This is a genomic window from Luteibacter sp. NPDC104163 (assembly GCF_055584245.1).
This window is the reverse complement of record NZ_JBVJMK010000001.1, coordinates 453,461-469,514: the sequence shown is the minus strand read 5'-3', so window position 1 is coordinate 469,514 and position 16,054 is coordinate 453,461. Positions and strand designations below refer to the sequence as shown.

14 protein-coding genes and 1 pseudogene are annotated in these 16,054 nt (G+C 67.2%); 11 read left to right on the top strand and 4 right to left on the bottom strand.

The window, feature by feature from the left end; all coding sequences use genetic code 11:
• Nucleotides 1–38 precede the first annotated feature (38 nt).
• The 3 genes from ACZ6YI_RS02090 to murD are packed head-to-tail and all read left to right on the top strand — an operon-like array spanning nucleotide 39 to nucleotide 5,285.
• On the top strand, nucleotides 39–2,600 hold the full coding sequence (locus tag ACZ6YI_RS02090; protein ID WP_465777373.1) for a bifunctional aspartate kinase/diaminopimelate decarboxylase: 2,562 nt from the start codon (nucleotides 39–41) through the stop codon (nucleotides 2,598–2,600).
• The gene (gene murL, locus ACZ6YI_RS02085; protein WP_465777208.1) at nucleotides 2,597–3,946 is read left to right on the top strand and encodes a UDP-N-acetyl-alpha-D-muramoyl-L-alanyl-L-glutamate epimerase; all 1,350 of its coding nucleotides are present in this window, start codon (nucleotides 2,597–2,599) and stop codon (nucleotides 3,944–3,946) included. The genes ACZ6YI_RS02090 and murL overlap by 4 nt, the downstream gene beginning before the upstream one ends.
• Nucleotides 3,933–5,285 (top strand): UDP-N-acetylmuramoyl-L-alanine--D-glutamate ligase, encoded by a 1,353-nt coding sequence (gene murD, locus ACZ6YI_RS02080; RefSeq protein WP_465777207.1) that lies wholly within the window; start codon nucleotides 3,933–3,935, stop codon nucleotides 5,283–5,285. Before murL ends, murD begins: the two co-directional genes overlap by 14 nt.
• A gap of 131 nt (nucleotides 5,286–5,416) precedes the next feature.
• Here the strand turns inward: murD and ACZ6YI_RS02075 are convergent, their stop codons facing one another.
• Together ACZ6YI_RS02075 and fliK are read right to left on the bottom strand one after the other, a co-directional pair.
• Nucleotides 5,417–5,680, bottom strand: coding sequence for a flagellar biosynthesis protein (locus tag ACZ6YI_RS02075; protein WP_465777206.1), 264 nt, complete (start codon nucleotides 5,678–5,680; stop codon nucleotides 5,417–5,419).
• The gene (gene fliK / locus ACZ6YI_RS02070) at nucleotides 5,677–6,840 is read right to left on the bottom strand and encodes a flagellar hook-length control protein FliK (protein WP_440328628.1); all 1,164 of its coding nucleotides are present in this window, start codon (nucleotides 6,838–6,840) and stop codon (nucleotides 5,677–5,679) included. The genes ACZ6YI_RS02075 and fliK overlap by 4 nt, the downstream gene beginning before the upstream one ends.
• A gap of 126 nt (nucleotides 6,841–6,966) precedes the next feature.
• On the opposite strand from fliK, the gene tgt reads away from it, so the two are divergent.
• The 4 genes from tgt (at nucleotide 6,967) to secF (ending at nucleotide 11,494) form a co-directional block, all read left to right on the top strand.
• Nucleotides 6,967–8,100 carry a tRNA guanosine(34) transglycosylase Tgt gene (gene tgt / locus ACZ6YI_RS02065; protein ID WP_440328630.1) on the top strand — a complete coding sequence of 378 codons (1,134 nt, stop codon included), beginning with the start codon at nucleotides 6,967–6,969 and terminating at the stop codon, nucleotides 8,098–8,100.
• A gap of 141 nt (nucleotides 8,101–8,241) precedes the next feature.
• Nucleotides 8,242–8,580 carry a preprotein translocase subunit YajC gene (gene yajC, locus ACZ6YI_RS02060; protein WP_465777205.1) on the top strand — a complete coding sequence of 113 codons (339 nt, stop codon included), beginning with the start codon at nucleotides 8,242–8,244 and terminating at the stop codon, nucleotides 8,578–8,580.
• A 60-nt stretch (nucleotides 8,581–8,640) separates the two neighbouring features.
• Nucleotides 8,641–10,518 carry a protein translocase subunit SecD gene (secD, locus tag ACZ6YI_RS02055; RefSeq protein WP_465777204.1) on the top strand — a complete coding sequence of 626 codons (1,878 nt, stop codon included), beginning with the start codon at nucleotides 8,641–8,643 and terminating at the stop codon, nucleotides 10,516–10,518.
• A gap of 13 nt (nucleotides 10,519–10,531) precedes the next feature.
• Nucleotides 10,532–11,494, top strand: coding sequence for a protein translocase subunit SecF (gene secF, locus ACZ6YI_RS02050; protein ID WP_465777203.1), 963 nt, complete (start codon nucleotides 10,532–10,534; stop codon nucleotides 11,492–11,494).
• Between the two features lie 77 nt (nucleotides 11,495–11,571).
• Here the strand turns inward: secF and ACZ6YI_RS02045 are convergent, their stop codons facing one another.
• Nucleotides 11,572–11,811, bottom strand: a complete 240-nt coding sequence (locus ACZ6YI_RS02045) for a hypothetical protein (protein ID WP_465777202.1) — start codon at nucleotides 11,809–11,811, stop codon at nucleotides 11,572–11,574.
• Nucleotides 11,812–12,000: 189 nt separating this feature from the next.
• Here ACZ6YI_RS02045 and ACZ6YI_RS02040 point away from each other — a divergent pair, with 189 nt between their 5' ends.
• Complete coding sequence (locus tag ACZ6YI_RS02040; RefSeq protein ID WP_465777201.1) at nucleotides 12,001–12,363, top strand: hypothetical protein; 363 nt, start codon at nucleotides 12,001–12,003, stop codon at nucleotides 12,361–12,363.
• 21 nt (nucleotides 12,364–12,384) lie between these two features.
• On the opposite strand, the gene ACZ6YI_RS02035 is transcribed toward ACZ6YI_RS02040, so the two are convergent.
• Entirely contained in the window at nucleotides 12,385–12,768 is a 384-nt protein-coding gene (locus ACZ6YI_RS02035) for a response regulator (protein WP_465777200.1), read from the bottom strand.
• A 120-nt stretch (nucleotides 12,769–12,888) separates the two neighbouring features.
• Here ACZ6YI_RS02035 and ACZ6YI_RS02030 point away from each other — a divergent pair, with 120 nt between their 5' ends.
• From ACZ6YI_RS02030 to motB, 3 genes and pseudogenes are all read left to right on the top strand, one after another.
• Nucleotides 12,889–14,202, top strand: coding sequence for an ATP-binding protein (locus ACZ6YI_RS02030; RefSeq protein ID WP_465777199.1), 1,314 nt, complete (start codon nucleotides 12,889–12,891; stop codon nucleotides 14,200–14,202).
• 82 nt (nucleotides 14,203–14,284) lie between these two features.
• The gene (gene motA, locus ACZ6YI_RS02025) at nucleotides 14,285–15,139 is read left to right on the top strand and encodes a flagellar motor stator protein MotA (protein ID WP_440326401.1); all 855 of its coding nucleotides are present in this window, start codon (nucleotides 14,285–14,287) and stop codon (nucleotides 15,137–15,139) included.
• A gap of 6 nt (nucleotides 15,140–15,145) precedes the next feature.
• A pseudogene (gene motB, locus ACZ6YI_RS02020) lies at nucleotides 15,146–16,015 on the top strand (flagellar motor protein MotB); the annotation flags it as partial.
• Nucleotides 16,016–16,054 lie beyond the last annotated feature (39 nt).

Genomic DNA, 16,054 nt, shown 5'->3' with positions numbered 1-16,054 from the left:
CAAACGCGCCGTTGCCTGTCAACGCGCCCTGGATCGTCATGAAGTTCGGCGGCACCTCGGTAGCCACCGCCGCACGCTGGCGCAATATCCTCGAGCTGGCCGCCAGCCGCCGCGCCGAAGGCGCCCGCGTGCTGATCGTGGTCTCGGCCCTGTCCGGTATCACGGATGGCCTGAAACAGCTTTGCACGCACACGGAACCCAAACGCCGCTCGGATGCGGCCTCCGCACTGGCCGATCGCCACCATGCCCTGCTGGGCGAGATGTCGCTGGCACTCCCGGAAACCCTGGGTGCGCGCCTGGCCGACCTGGCGGGCCTGGCCGAGGGCGGGTCTGCCGAACTGGGCGAACTGGCCTGGCAGGCCGCCGTGCAGGCGCATGGCGAGCTGATGTCCAGTGCGCTCGGCGCCGCGTTCCTCAGCGCCAATGGCCTGCCCACCGAATGGGTGGACGCCCGTGAATGCCTGAACGCCGTGGCGTTGCCGAACCAGAACGAGCGCACCCGCGTGCTCTCGGCCATGGTCGAGCCGCGCCCGGATCCGGCGCTGGCGGCGGCGCTTGCCGCGCGTGGCGAGGTGTTCATCACGCAGGGCTTCATCGCTCGCGATGAGGGCGGCCGCACCGTGCTGCTGGGTCGTGGCGGTTCGGATACCTCGGCCGCCTACTTCGGCGCGTTGCTGGCCGCCGCGCGGGTGGAAATCTGGACCGACGTCGCCGGCATGTTCACCGCCAACCCGCGCCAGGTCGCCGGTGCGCGCCTGCTCCAGCGGCTGGATTACGAAGAAGCACAGGAAATCGCCTCCACGGGTGCGAAGGTCCTGCATCCGCGGTGCCTCTCGCCGTTGCGCGAACCGCGCGTGCCGTTGCTCGTGAAGGACACCAACCGGCCCGAGCTGGAAGGCACGGTGATCGGCCCCGAAGTCCGCGAGCACGCACCGAGCATCAAGGCGATCAGCGCGCGCAAGGGCATCACGCTCGTATCGATGGAATCCGTCGGCATGTGGCAGCAGGTCGGCTTCCTCGCCGATGTGTTCGATGCGTTCAAGCGCCACGGCCTCTCGGTGGACCTGATCGGTTCGGCGGAGACGAACGTGACGGTGTCGCTGGATCCCACGGAGAACCTGCTCGATTCCGACGCGATCGCCGCGCTCGCCGCCGACCTGGCCCGTGTCTGCCGGGTCAAGGTCATCGCGCCCTGCGCCGCCATCACCCTGGTCGGCCGCGGCATGCGCTCCATGCTGCACAAGCTGTCAGCCGTGCTGGCGGAGTTCGGCCAGCTGCGCGTGCACCTCATCTCGCAGTCGTCGAACAACCTCAACCTCACGTTCGTGGTGGATGAGGACGTCGTCGACGAGATGCTGCCGCGCCTGCACGAGCTGCTGATCGGCGCAGGTGCCCTGCGCACCGACGACAGCATGGTCTTCGGGCCTGCGTGGCAGGCCCTGTATGGCAGTGGCGAAACCCCGCTGCCTGCCGCGGCGTGGTGGCAGGCCGAACGCCCGCGTCTGCTCCAGCTCGCACAGGAGCGCACGCCTCGTTACGCCTACCACCTGCCTACGGTGCGGGCGCAGGCGCGCAAGGTGAAGTCGCTGCGCGCGGTCGATCGCGCGCATTACGCGGTCAAGGCCAACACCCACCCCGGCATCCTCAAGGTGCTGGCGGAGGAAGGCTTCGCGTTCGAGTGCGTATCGCCGGGCGAACTGGAGGCGGTGTCGGCCGCGGTGCCGGACGATACGCCGCTCCTGTTCACGCCCAACTTCGCCGCGCGCCGCGATTTCGAGGCGGCCCTGAAAACCCGCGCCACCATCACGATCGATGCGCTGCACCCGATCGAACACTGGGGCGACCTGTTCCGTGGCCGCGAGATCGTGCTGCGCGTCGACCTGGGGCGGGGCCTTGGCCACCACCAGAAGGTCAAGACGGGCGGCACCGGCAGCAAGTTCGGCGTACCGATCGAACAGGTCGACCGCTTCCTCCGCCTGGCGGACGACGCGGGCGCCCGGGTGATCGGCCTGCACGCGCACCTGGGCTCCGGCATCCTCGATGCCGCGCACTGGGGTGAGGTGTATTCGCAGCTAGCCGCGCTGGCCGAGCGCATCGGCACGATCAGCGTGCTCAACATCGGCGGTGGGCTCGGCGTGCCGTCGCACCCCGGCGAAACCGCGCTGGACATCGTCGCGCTCGACCGGGTGCTGATGGCGGTTCGCCAGGCCTATCCGCAGTTCCAGGTATGGATGGAGCCGGGCCGTTTCCTCGTTGCCGACGCCGGTGTGTTGCTCGCCAGGGTGACCCAGGAGAAGGAGAAGGGCAGCAATATCCGCTACCTCGGCCTGGATACCGGCATGAACAGCCTGATCCGCCCGGCGCTGTACGACGCGTGGCACGAGATCGCGAACCTCTCCCGCTTCGGCGAGCCGGCCACGACCATGTACCAGGTGGTGGGGCCGATCTGCGAGTCAGGCGATATCCTTGGTTCCGACCGGCGCTTGCCAGAATCATTCGAGGACGACGTGATACTTGTTGCACAGGGAGGCGCCTACGGCGCCGTGATGGCGTCGCGTTACAACCTGCGCGACGTAGCCGATGAGGTGCTTCTGCCGTGACGACCACGCTCGCCGATCCGCGCGAAAGCCAGCGTTTTCGCTTTGTCAGCCATCGCTATGCCGATGGCGTGGCCGAGCTGGCGTACGCGTTCGACGATGGCCCTGAACTGGTGGAGCGGATCACGTTCCCGGGTGCCCCCGCCATCCCGGCGGGGCGCGAGGCGGCCTTCGCGGCCGCCCTGCGCCTGCTGCACCTGGTGGCCGGCGTCAGCTACTACAAGGCCGGCATCCCACCCTCCCTCGTGGTGGAAGGCGAGCCGCTGGACGAGGAGGGCGCGGCGATGTTCGACGCGCTCTACCTCCACGGGCTGGCCGAGTTCGCCTACCGCAACCGCCTGGACCTGCGCAGCCGCATCCGTTTCCCGCATAACGGCGTGAAGACCGGCAGCGCACCGGCCATCGGCCTGCCGAAGCGGTCGCTGCTGCCGATCGGTGGCGGCAAGGATTCCGTGGTCGCCGTGGAAGCGGTGAAGTCCATCGGTGCCGATGCCACCGCTACATGGGTCGGCAATTCGCCGCTCATCGCCGAGTGCGCCGCGCGCACGGGGCTGTCCACGCTGAACATCTCGCGTGAGCTGGCGCCCGGCCTGTTCGAACTGAACCGGATGGGTGCGTGGAACGGCCACATCCCGGTCACGGCTATCAACTCCGCGATCCTCGTCGTGGCGGCGGTGCTGTATGGCTACGATTCCATCGTCTTCGCCAACGAGCGCTCCGCCTCCGTGGCCACGCTGGAATACGAAGGCCAGGAAGTGAACCACCAGTGGAGCAAGGGCTTCGGCTTCGAGAAGACCTTCCACGACTACGTGCATTCGCACGTCGCCGCCGACCTCGATTACTGCTCGCTGCTGCGCCCCTGGTCGGAGCTTGCGGTGACCAGCGCGTTCGCGCGCCTGGGGGGCGAGTATTTCAACGTGTTCTCGAGCTGCAACCGCAACTTCCGCATCCTCGGGCCCAAGCCCGCGGATCGCTGGTGTGGGCAGTGCCCGAAGTGCCACTTCGTGTTCCTGGCCCTGGCGCCGTTCATGCCCAAGCCGCGCCTGCTGCAGATCTTCGGCCGCAACCTGCTCGACGATATCGACCTGGCGGAGGCGTTCGATGCGCTGCTCGAATACCGCGACCACAAGCCGTTCGAATGCGTCGGTGAAGGTGCCGAGGCGCGCGCCGCGTTGTATGCGCTCTCGAACCGGCCGGAGTGGCAGGAAGATGCGCTGGTGGCGCGCTTCCGCAGCGAGATCCTCCCGCAGCTGGACGTCTCCGAGCTCGCCCTGGAGCCGTGGCTGAAACCCGGCGCCTCCCACCTGGTGCCTTCGCGCCTGCTTGGAGCGCTGGATGCGCTGGGCTGACCTCACTGGCAAGCGCGTCGCGGTCTGGGGCTTTGGCCGCGAAGGCCGCGCCGCGCTCGATGCGCTGGCGCGACGCCTTCCCGGGCAGGCCGTGGATGTCTACGTCGGCACCGACGAAGCGGACGCGGCGCGCGCGGCCTATCCGCACGCGCGGGTGATCGCCGCCGCGCCCGATGGCGAGGCGCTGTCGGGCTACGACATCGTGATCAAGTCGCCGGGTATCTCGGCGTACAAGCCCGAATTGCTCGAAGCGCAGGCACGTGGCACGCGCTTCACTTCCGGCACCGCGTTGTGGTTCGCGGGCCATGCTGGCGCGCGCAGCGTCGCGGTGACCGGCACCAAGGGCAAGAGCACGACCTCCGCCCTGCTTGCGCACCTGGCGCGTTCGCTGGGCGTGCGCACGGCGCTGGTCGGCAACATCGGCATGCCGTTGCTCGAGCTGGACGAAGGCGAGGCCGACCTGTGGGTCATCGAACTGTCGAGCTTCCAGACGGGTGAAGCGCTGGGCGTGGATCTCGGCGTGGTCACCAGCCTGTACGAAGAGCACCTCGACTGGCACGGCTCCCGCGAGCGCTATGTCGATGACAAGCTGAAACTGATCGCCGCGTCCTCGCGCGTGCTCGTCAATGCCATGCAGCCCGTGCTCCTCGCACGCGCCGCGGAGCATCCCGGGTTGAACACGTTTGGCGACGAGGCCGGGTGGCACGTTGCCGATGGCTGGATTCGTTCCGGTGCCGAGGACGTGATCCGCGCGGATCGCGTCGCGGCCCCGGGCCTGCACAACGCGCTCAATGCGTGTGCCGCGCTGGCCGCGCTGGAGCTCATGGGACTCGACGCGCGCGCCGCGGCGCCCGCGCTCGCGACCTTCGTGCCGCTACCGCATCGCCTGCAGCCGCTCGGTGAGCGCGATGGATTGCGCTGGATCAACGATTCGATCAGCACCACGCCGCTGGCGAGCCTCGCCGCGCTGGAAAGCGTCCACGACGAGCACGTCGCGCTCATCGTCGGCGGGCATGATCGCGGTCTCGACTGGACGGTGTTCGTCGATGCGATGCGCGGGCATGCGCCGGACGCGATTATCTGCCAGGGGAAGAATGGCCCGCGCATCGCGGATGCGCTGGAGGCGGCGGGCGTAGCGAACGTGTATCGGGCCAGCGACCTCGCCGCGGCGGTGGGTGCGGCGCGCAATGCACTGCAAGGCCGCGGCACCGTCGTGCTGTCGCCGGGCGCACCGAGCTTCGATCAGTTCAAGGACTACGCCGACCGCGGCAGGCGGTTTGCGGAGATGGCGGGTTTCGAAGCGGGTGCGGCCAGCATCCAGGGCCTGGGCATCCTGTAATCGCGCGCAAGCGCGCTCCCACAAGGGCACCGCCCCTGTATTAGTCGCGCGCAAGCGCGCTCCCACAGGGGCATCGGCGCTGTGGGAGCGCGCTTGCGCGCGATAGCCTACGAAGCGGCGACGCCGTACGCCTAATCGTGCGTAGCGTTCAACAACGTCCCGACCACCGCCGCGAGCGCCGCGTACAACTCCTTCGGCACGTCATCACGCAAGCGCACCGCGGCCAGCAGCGTGGCCACCTGCGGATCGAGATGCGGTGCCAGGCCCAGGGACTGGGCACGCTCGAGCAGCGCTTTCACGCCATCGGCGTCAATGCGCTGGGTGTTGCCCTGACTGGTAGGCGAGGCCATCCGCAGCGTGACGCTGCGGCGCGGGGAAGGGAGCTGCTGGGTCATGCGCGTGCTTCGAGGAGGACGGCGCTATAGGCGCTCGTCGGCACGGGCAGGCCGTGCATGCAGGCAAAGTGATCGAGCTGCAGGTTGCTCTTCTCGAGCACGCGGCGCAGCGTGGTGAATTCATTCTCGAGGCGCGCGACCGTCTCCGGGTACTGCGCCCAGAGGCGCACGGCGACGCGCGACCCGCGCAACTGCACCTCGCCCTGCACGGCGCCCAGCGTCGGCGGGTCGATCGCAAAGCCCACGGTCCACATGCCATCGGGTTCCGCGGCGGAAGGCTTGCCTTCCTCGATGCGCAGCTGGAGCACGTCGTAACCACGCACGCCCGTCAGCGGGATCTCGACCATCCACAGGCCTGCCTGCGGCTGCGATTCGAGCTGGCCGATCTCCACGCGCGACAGCGCGGCGCGCACATCGGTGCGCAGGTGCGCGACGAGCCCATCCGCGGTGTCTTCATCCGCCAGCAGCTCCTGTGCGCGCGGCTGCGCGACCAGGGCGCGCTGCGCGAGCGGCGGCGGGGTGTCGGTGAACGGCCGCGAGGGCGCCTGGATCATCGCCTGGCGCGTCTGCGGGATGTCGTTCAGGGCACGGCGCAGGTTCAGCAACGCCGCCTTGAAATCGTCGGTCGCCGGCGCGTCGTGCTGCGCCTCGGCCAGGTGGGCTTCGAGGAAGGCACCGCTCTTCGCGATCGCCTGCTTCATGCCGTCGGGCGTGCCCAGGTCCGCTGGCTTGCTGATCGAGGACTCGAGCGTCGCCAGGGCGGTCCGCAGCGGTTCCGGCAGCACGCGGGCGACCGGCCGCCGGGCGAGGGCGGAGAGCACGCTCAGGAGCTGTGAGTAACCGTTCTGCATGGGCAGCCGTTCGCGCAGGCCCTGCATGGCCACGCGCTCATCGGTGTTGCCGACGACCACCTCCAGCTGCGGCTGGGCGCCCTGGGTCATCACGCGCACCTGGAATTGCTGGGGCAGGGACGTACCCGCCGCATCCGCCTCCACGGCCATGCCGCCGATATCCAGGAGGACCTTGCCCACGTCGACCTGGGCCAGCAGGCGGGCAGACAGCAGCGTACCCACCGCCCAGGTCTGGGTGGTGGCTGCCGTGGTACCCGCGGCCGCGCCGGCCCAAAGCTGGGCGGCGAGGCTGGTCGGCTGGATGATCAAGGGCAGGTCCTCCGGGGGCCTGGGCGGCATCCGTCGTGGACGCGCTCCTGTGTGTCGTAAGAATCGGCTGATTCCCCGGAACCTTTAGGTGACGGGCGGCCTGGCCAGACGGGGTAGAATGGGCGGATGAGCAACCTCCCTTTCGAACTCCTCGCCACCGATGGCGCGGCGCGGCGCGGCCGCCTGCGCTTCGGCCGCGGCACCGTGGAAACCCCCGCGTTCATGCCCGTGGGTACCTATGGCTCGGTCAAGGCCATGACGCCGCGCGACGTGCGCGACACCGGCGCCGAGATCATCCTTGGCAACACGTTCCACCTGTTCCTCCGGCCCGGCCTCGACATCGTTGGCGCCTTCGGCGGCCTGCACAAGTTCATCGGCTGGGATCGGCCGATCCTCACCGATTCCGGCGGCTTCCAGGTCTTTTCGCTGGCGCATAAGCGCAAGATCACCGAAGAAGGCGTCACGTTCGCCTCCCCGGTCGATGGCTCGAAGGTCTTCCTTTCGCCCGAAGTGTCCATGCAGATCCAGACGGTGCTGGATTCCGACGTGGCCATGATCTTCGACGAGTGCACCCCGTACCCGGCGACGGAGAAGGTGGCCTCGGACTCGATGGAGCTCAGCCTGCGCTGGGCCGAGCGGTCGCGCCGTGCCTTCAACGACCTGAAGAACCCGAACAACCTGTTCGGCATCGTCCAGGGCAGCACCTACGAGAACCTGCGCCGCCGCTCGGTCGAGCAGCTGGTGGATATCGGCTTTGATGGCTACGCCGTGGGTGGCCTGGCGGTGGGCGAGCCCGAGGCGGAGCGCAACCACACGCTGGACTTCACCCTGCCGCTGTTGCCGAAGGAGCGCCCGCGCTACCTGATGGGCGTCGGCCGGCCGGAGGACATCGTCGAGGCCGTGCGCCGCGGCATCGACATGTTCGACTGCGTGATGCCGACCCGCAACGCGCGGAACGGCTTCCTGTTCACGGATGCCGGCACGTTGCGCATCCGTAACGCGAAGTTCGCGACCGATACGCGCGTGATCGAGGAGGGTTGCGACTGTTACGCCTGCGCCAACGGGTTTAGCCGCGCCTACCTCCGCCACCTGGATCGCTGCAACGAGATCCTCGGCAGCCAGCTGGCGACCATGCATAACCTCCGCCACTACCAGCGCCTCATGGCCGGGCTGCGTGGAGCGATCGAATCCGGGACCCTCGACGATTTCGTGATGGCGTTCTACGCAGCGCGCCGCAAGGGCGAGGTCGACGGGGTATAAGGCCTTGCGGGGCGCCCGGGGCGCCCCCAAAGCCTTGGACTGGCGCGGTACACGGCCGCCGGGGGGCGTGGCATAATCCACGATCTTTTTACGTGAGCGGTCGCTTTTTGCTTGGCCGTTCCATGACTTGCGAGAAATCTGATGAGCCTTCTGACCCACGCCGCCATCGCCCAGGCCACGGGCGCCGCCGCCCCGCAGGGCGCATTTGGTGTGTCGCAGCTTCTGATCATGGCGCTGCTGTTCGGTGTCTTCTACTTCATGATGATCCGCCCGCAGATGAAGCGTCAGAAGGAGCATCGCGCCCTCCTGTCCGCCCTGGCCAAGGGCGATGAGGTGGTGATGAACGGCGGTCTGGCCGGTCGCATCGAGGAAGTGGGCGATTCGTTCGTCAAGGTCGAGATCGCGCCGGGCGTGGTCGTCCAGATGCAGAAGGGTGCCGTCACCCAGGTGCTGCCGAAGGGCAGCCTCAAGAAGAACTGAGTTTTCTCTCAGACGCGTCAGCCGCGGCCGCCGGGCGGCCGCTCCCACGGAATGTAAGGCATGAGTGATTTTCCACGCTGGAAGTACGCGCTGGTTGTGATCGTGTTGCTGGTCGGCATCGTCTACGCGTTGCCGAATGTCTTCCCGCCCCAGCCGGCGGTGCAGATCTCCGGTAACCGCGGCGCGGCGGTTGACGCGACATTGAAGAGCAAGGTCGATGCGTTGCTGGCCACCGCCAAGGTGCCGGCCCTGGCGGTCGACGTGAACGAAAAGGACGGCCGCCTCCTGGCGCGCTTCGGCAATGTCGACCAGCAGGCCAAGGCGTCCGATGCGCTGCGCACGGGCCTCGGCGACAACTACACGGTGGCGCTGAACCTTGCCTCCACCGTGCCGTCGTGGCTGCGCTCCATCCATGCGAACTCGATGCCCCTGGGCCTCGACTTGCAGGGTGGCGTGCACTTCCTGATGGAAGTGGACCAGAACAGCGTCATCGACACCCAGGAAAACCGCTACACGGATGACATCCGCGCGCTGCTGCACGACAAGGGCGTGCAGTACGACTCGGTCAACCGCAACGCACGCGGCCAGGGCATCACCGCGGTGCTGCGCACCGATGCGGACCGCCAGAAGGCGGCCACGCTCATTGGCAGCGACTATCCGGACCTGGCGGTCACCGATGGCGCCTCGGGCGATAACCGCTACGTGCTCACGGCGGTCGTCAAGCCGGCCAAGCTGCGCGACCTTGCGCAGGGCACGATCACCCAGAACGTCACCACGCTGCGCCAGCGCGTCAACCAGCTCGGCGTGTCCGAGCCGCTGATCCAGCAGCAGGGCGCCAACCAGATCATCGTGGAACTGGCGGGCGTGCAGGATACCGCCGAGGCCAAGAAGCTCATCGGCGCCACCGCGACGCTGCAGTACCGCGCCGGCCTGTACGACTCGGCACGCGCGATGGAAGCCGCCCGCACGGGCAGCATCCCGCCGGACGCCAAGCTGTACTTCGACCGCGACCACCGCATTCCGTACCTGCTCAGCAAGAAGATCATCGCCAGCGGCGATGAGCTGGTCACCGCGAGCTCCGGCCGCGATCCGCAGAACGGCACGCCGAACGTCAGCGTCACGCTGAACTCGGCGGGCGCGCGCAAGATGCAGGAGTTCACCAACGACAACGTCGGCAAGCCGATGGCGGTGCTCTACGTCACGCGTACGCTCGAGACCAAGATGGTCGACGGCAAGGAAGTGAAGACGCCGAAGATCACGGAAGAGGTGATCAACCAGGCCAACATCAGCGGCCCGTTCGGCAAGCAGTTCCAGACCAATGGCCTGCCTTCCGACTCGGAAGCCGCCGAGCTGGCGCTGCTGCTGCGCGGTGGTTCGCTGGCTGCGCCGGTCGATATCGTCGGTGAAAGCGTGATCGGCCCCAGCCTGGGCGCCGACAACATCGACATGGGCTTCAAGGCGGTGATGCTCGGCCTCGGCCTCGTGCTGCTCGCCGCGGCCATCTACTACAAGCTCTTCGGCCTGGTCGCCGACGTCGCGCTGTTCTTCAACCTGGTGCTGCTGGTCGCCGTCATGTCGGCCATCGGCGTGACGCTCACCATGCCGGGTATCGCCGGTATCGTGCTGACGCTCGGCATGGCGATCGACGCCAACGTGCTCATCTGCGAACGCATCCGCGAGGAACTGCGCAACGGCTCGTCGCCGCTCGCCTCGATCCGCACGGGTTACGACAAGGCGTGGGCCACGATTCTCGATGCGAACGTGACCCACCTGCTGGCCGCGCTCGGCCTGATGACCATGGGCTCGGGTCCGATCAAGGGCTTCGGCGTCACGCTGTTCATCGGTATCCTCACCTCGATGTTCACCTCGGTGACCGTCACTCATGCCATCACGGCGCTGATCCACGGCGGCCGCAAGCTCAAGACCCTGTCGGTCTGAGGGGACATACGCCATGGAAATCTTCAACCACAACGCCAATTTCAACTTCCTCGGCCTGCGCCGCTTCAGCATCGGCCTGGCGATCTTCCTCATGGTCGCCTCGATCGTGCTCATCGTCGGCAAGGGCTTCAATTACGGCCAGGACTTCGTCGGCGGCGTCGCCGTCAACGTGGCCTACCAGAGCCCGGTCGACACGAACGACGTGCGCCAGGCGCTGACCAAGGCTGGCCTCGAGAATCCGCTGGTGCAGGCCGTGGGCGGCACCCGTGAAGTCGCGGTGCGCCTGCAGCCGAAGGACGACCACGGTTCCTCGGGCCTCACCGGCGACGAAGCCGCGACCAAGGTGTCCAACGACATCATGGCGGCCCTGAAGTCGGTCCGTCCGGATGCCACGATGAAGCAGAAGTCCTTCGTCGGCCCGCAGGTCGGCGCGGAACTGCGCACCGACGGTATCTACGCGGTGATCTTCGTCATCGTCGGCATCATGGGTTACCTGTGGATCCGCTTCGAAAAGCGCTTCGCCATCGCGGCGCTCGCGACCGAGGTGCACGACGTGCTGGTCACCCTGGGCATCTTTGCGCTGACCCAGCGTGAGTTCGACCTGACGGTGCTTGCGTCGGTCCTGGCGGTGGTCGGTTACTCGATCAACGACAAGGTGGTGGTGTTCGACCGCGTCCGCGAGCTGTTCCGCTCCAGCCGCAACGCCACGCCGGAAGAGGTGCTGAACCGTTCGATCAACAGCACGCTGTCGCGAACCATCATCACCTCGCTGTTCACCGGCATCACCATGGCGGCGCTGTTCTTCTTCGGCGGCCCGGTCCTCCATGGCTTCGCCATCACCATGCTCATCGGCATCCTGGTGGGTACGCTGTCCTCGATCTTCGTGGCCAGCCCCATCCTCCTGTGGCTGGGCGTGTCCAAGCAGGACCTGATGCCGCGTGCCAAGGAAGACCCGGAACTGGAGCGCCGCCCGTAAGCGTCGCGGTACCCCGGAATGGAAAAACCCGCCGGAAGGCGGGTTTTTCTTTGCGCATGTACGTCCCGGCCTTGGGATCAGAACTCTTTGCTGTCCTCGTTGGCGCCTTCCGCATCGTTCGCAAGCGTGACGACGACGTACGCGGAGCCCACGAGCGAACAGCAGAGCCAGGCGTAGACCATCTGGATCGCGGTTTTGGGAATGGCGGCCGCGACGCGCGGTGCCAGAGCCAGGCCGACGATGCCAGCCACCGCAAGTACGGTGGCTACGGTCCACGCAAGGCCGCGCGACGGCGCCGTGGTGGTGATGACGTTCATGATGATGCTGCCCTTTCCCCTGTTTCACGACCTTCGTGAATGCTTTGTGAGGTCGCTTGGTGTAGGAAATACCCTACAAAAATAAGACAGGCAAGTGCCGGAATGCTGAACGGCTTCCTTGACAGGGTAAGGACTTGCATGCAAGAACGCCCCCAAACCCCGGCGTACACTCAGATTTACGGTTGCGGCATGCGCCGTCACACCGTTTCACCGCGCATAAATGCGCCCTCCAAAACGCCGCTACGGCTGGCCCTACCGACCTATCCAGACATGGCAGAACGCGAGTTCATCAACTTCACCCTCCGCAGCGCCGCCACCCGTGAAGGGTCGCGCTACACCGCGCTGATTTCTTCACATCCTGCCGATGGCAGCTACCCCAGCTACTTCGCCGTGTACGAGAACCGCAGCTTCCGTGACGAGGCAAGTGCGGCCGCGGCTGCCGAAAAGGCCCTCGGCCTCGTCATCGGGGTGGAAGACGACGGCGCACCGGTATTCGCCGAGGGCGAAACCGGGTTCGACGACGACAAAGAGTCCGAAGCCGAAGCCGACTGACGGACTCGAAGCGCGCTGATATCAGGCCACCAGCGCCGCCTGGACCGCACCCAGCAGCGAGCGGCGGTCGTACGGCTTGGCGAGGAAGGGTGCGAGATCACCGAGCCGGTCTGCCGCGTGCAGGGCGTCGCCCGAGACCACGACGCAGCGCACCGGGTTGCCCGATTCCCGCAGGCGCCTGACCAGGTCGATGCCGTCCATCTGCCCGGGCATGTTCACATCCGTGAGGATGAGCCCCACTTCGGGGTGGCCGGCGAGGACCAGCAGGGCCTCTTCGGCGTTCATCGCGGTGAGCACCGGGTAGCCAGCGGACTCGAGCACGAAGCTGGTGATGTCGAGCACGTTGCGGTCATCCTCGACGATCAGGACCGGCGCGGCGGGTGGGGTCACGATTGGGTCCTTCATGGGCGCGACTCTCGCCCCTTCGCCGTGGTAGCGGCGTGACAGATTCGCCTTGACAGGAGGCGGCCGTGCGGCGCGTCATAAGGGTGTACAGCGCCATCCGACGGGCCAGGGGTAGCGGCGATGAGTGAAGGGGAGGGGCGGTACCGGCAGTTCGTCGAGTCATCCGCCGATTGCATGAAGGAACTCGACCGTGACGGCGTGATCCGCTTCGTCGCGGGGCTGGGTTGCATGTCGCTGGCTCCCGACGGGCCCGAGCGGCTCGTGGGCGTCCGCTGGCTCGACCTGTGGCCCGCCGAGGCGCGGGACATGGTGGCGCGGGTGCTGGATCGCGCCGCCGCTGGCGAGCGGGTCGATTTCGTGAGCCCCCGCCGCACCGCGCATGGCTCGTCCCGCTGGTGGGAGGTGATGGTGGCGCCGGTCGTGGCCGACGACACCCTGGATCACTTCATCGTCATCAGCCGGGACGTCACCGAGCGGATCGAGCTCCAGGCGGCCCTCGAGTCGATCAACGAACTGCTCCAGGAGCGCCTGAACGAGTCCGTGGCGCGCTCGGCGAGCGCGACCACCCAGTACGGCACCCTGATGGAGCGCTTCGAGCACGAGCACTACGCGCGGCGCGATGCCGAGATGCGGCTATCCAGCCTGAGCGAGCAGCTCGAGATGGCCGGGCGCGCCCGTGAGCTGGCCGAGGCCTCGGCCCACCAGGCGCAGAAGCAGCAGGCGGTGGGCCAGTTGGTCAGTGGCATCGCCCACGACTTCAACAACATGCTGCAGACCGTGATCGTGAGCCTCTCCGGGCTCCAGGACGAAGCCGACGACCTGACCGCCCACCAGCGGCGCATGCTCACCTATGCCGTCGAAGGTGCCAGGCATGCCACGGCACTGACCCGCCGCCTGCTGGCCTTCGCCCGCAACCAGCCCTCGCGGCCCGAGCCGATCGACCTGGGCGACCTGGTCGAGAGCTTCGCCGACTTCGCGCGCCACGGCATGGGCGGGCGGGTAGGCATCGAGGTGCTGCGCCAGCCGGGGGCGCTGCCCATCTGGGTGGACCGCCACGGCGTCGAACAGGCCCTGATGAACGTTTGCCTCAACGCCCGCGATGCCATGGGCAACATGGGCACCATCGTGTTGCAGGTGGGCGACCGGCTCCTCGAGGACGCCATGGCGGACAGCCTGCGTGAGCGCCTGCCCGCGCGCCAGGTATTCGTGTGCGTCGCCGATACCGGCGGTGGCATGTCGGATGAAGTCAGGGAGCGGCTGTTCGAGCCGTACTTCACGACCAAGCAGGGCGGATCCGGCCTTGGCCTGGCCCAGGTCTACGGCACCGTGGCGCAGGCCGGCGGTGGCGTGGAGATCGAAAGCGACGCCGGTATCGGTACGCGTATTCGGCTCGTTTTTCCGCGCTATGCGGGAGCGCTTACCGGCGCTGCGTGATTCGTGTAGAAAGCGTGACGGGATCCCTCAACTTCGCGCCCCAGCGGCCGATAAGCCATCCGACTGGGAGGAAGTAGAAGTCATGCTCGTCATTATTGGTGCCATCGTCGTCCTGGTCTCGGTGCTGGGTGGTTACGTGCTTTCGCACGGCTCCATCGCTGCACTGTGGCAGCCCTATGAATTGCTGATCATCTTTGGCGGCGCCATCGGTGCGTTCGTCAGCGCGAACTCCATGGAGCTCGTGAAGAACGCCGCGCGCGACGCCATGGGCCTGCTCAAGGGCCCGAAGTACAAGAAACAGGATTACGTGGACCTGCTGTCGCTCCTGTACGACATCTTCGTGAAGATGCGTAAGGACGGCCAGTTGGCCATGGAAGAACACATCGAGAACCCGGAGAACAGCTCGCTGTTCACGGCCTACCCGCGCCTGGTCGCGGAGCACCACCTCGTCGATTTCATCACCGACTGCCTGCGCCTCATCGTGGGCGGCAGCATGGATCCGCACGAGCTCGAATCGCTGCTCGACGTGGAGCTGGAAACGCACCACCACGAGGCTACGGCACCCGCCATGGCGGTGCAGAAGATGGCCGACGCGCTCCCGGGCTTCGGCATCGTGGCCGCGGTGCTCGGCATCGTGATCACCATGAAATCCATCGACGGCGATGCCGCGGTGATCGGTGAGCACATCGCGGGCGCGCTGGTCGGTACCTTCCTGGGCATCCTGCTCTCGTACGGCTTCATCGGCCCGCTCGCCGCGGCGATGGAAGCGCGCGCCCATGCCGACGGCAAGGCGTTCGAGTGCGTGAAGGTCGCCCTGCTGGCCAACCTGCGCGGTTACAACCCGATGGTGGCCGTGGAATTCGCGCGCAAGTCGCTCACCTCGTCCAGCCGCCCGACCTTCCAGGACCTGGAAGGCCACCTGAAGGCCGCCCGGTAAGCCGCGATGACCGAGCTCAAGCAAGTCATCATCGTCCGCCGGAAGAAGAAGGGTGGCCACGGCCACCACGGCGGCGCGTGGAAGGTGGCGTACGCCGACTTCGTCACGGCGATGATGGCGTTCTTCCTGGTCATGTGGCTCGTCGGCGCAGGCACCAAGCAGCAGCGCGCGGCCATCTCCGAATACTTCAAGAACCCGAGCCTGACCCAGGGGCAGTCGACCATGGCGCCCTCGGGCAAGATGGGTCCGGGCGGTGCCAGCACCAGCATGATCAAGCTGGGCGGCGCGATGGATCTGCCGAAGGGCCCGGGCGACCAGGAGAAGTTCGCCAAGCCGGCGACGTCGGCCGACGCGGAGAAGATCGCGAAGGAGCAGGAAAAGAAGCGGCTCGAGCAGCTGATGAAAGACCTGCAGCAGGCGATCGCGCAGAGCCAGGCGATGGCGCCGTACAAGGATCAGCTGCTGATCGACATCACCTCGGAAGGCCTGCGCATCCAGATCGTCGATAAGCAGAACCGCCCGATGTTCGATACGGGCAGCGGTGCGCTCAAGCCGTATACGGTGCAGATCCTCCACGAGCTCGCCGGCTTCATCAACCAGGTGCCGAACCAGATCAGCATCTCGGGCCATACCGACAGCGCGCCGTACATCCGCGCCGACAGCCAGTATGGCAACTGGGAGCTCTCGGCCGATCGAGCGAACGCGGCCCGCCGCACGCTGACCGATGGTGGCATGCAACCCGACAAGGTGGCGCGTGTCGTCGGCCTCGCGGCGTCCGTGCCGTTCGACAAGAACGATCCGGCGTCGGCGATCAATCGCCGTATCAGCATCGTCGTGATGACCCACGATGCCGCCAAGGCGGCGCTGTCCGAAGCGACGGCGATGGCGGGGCAGGCGAACTGAGCCGGCCGCGCT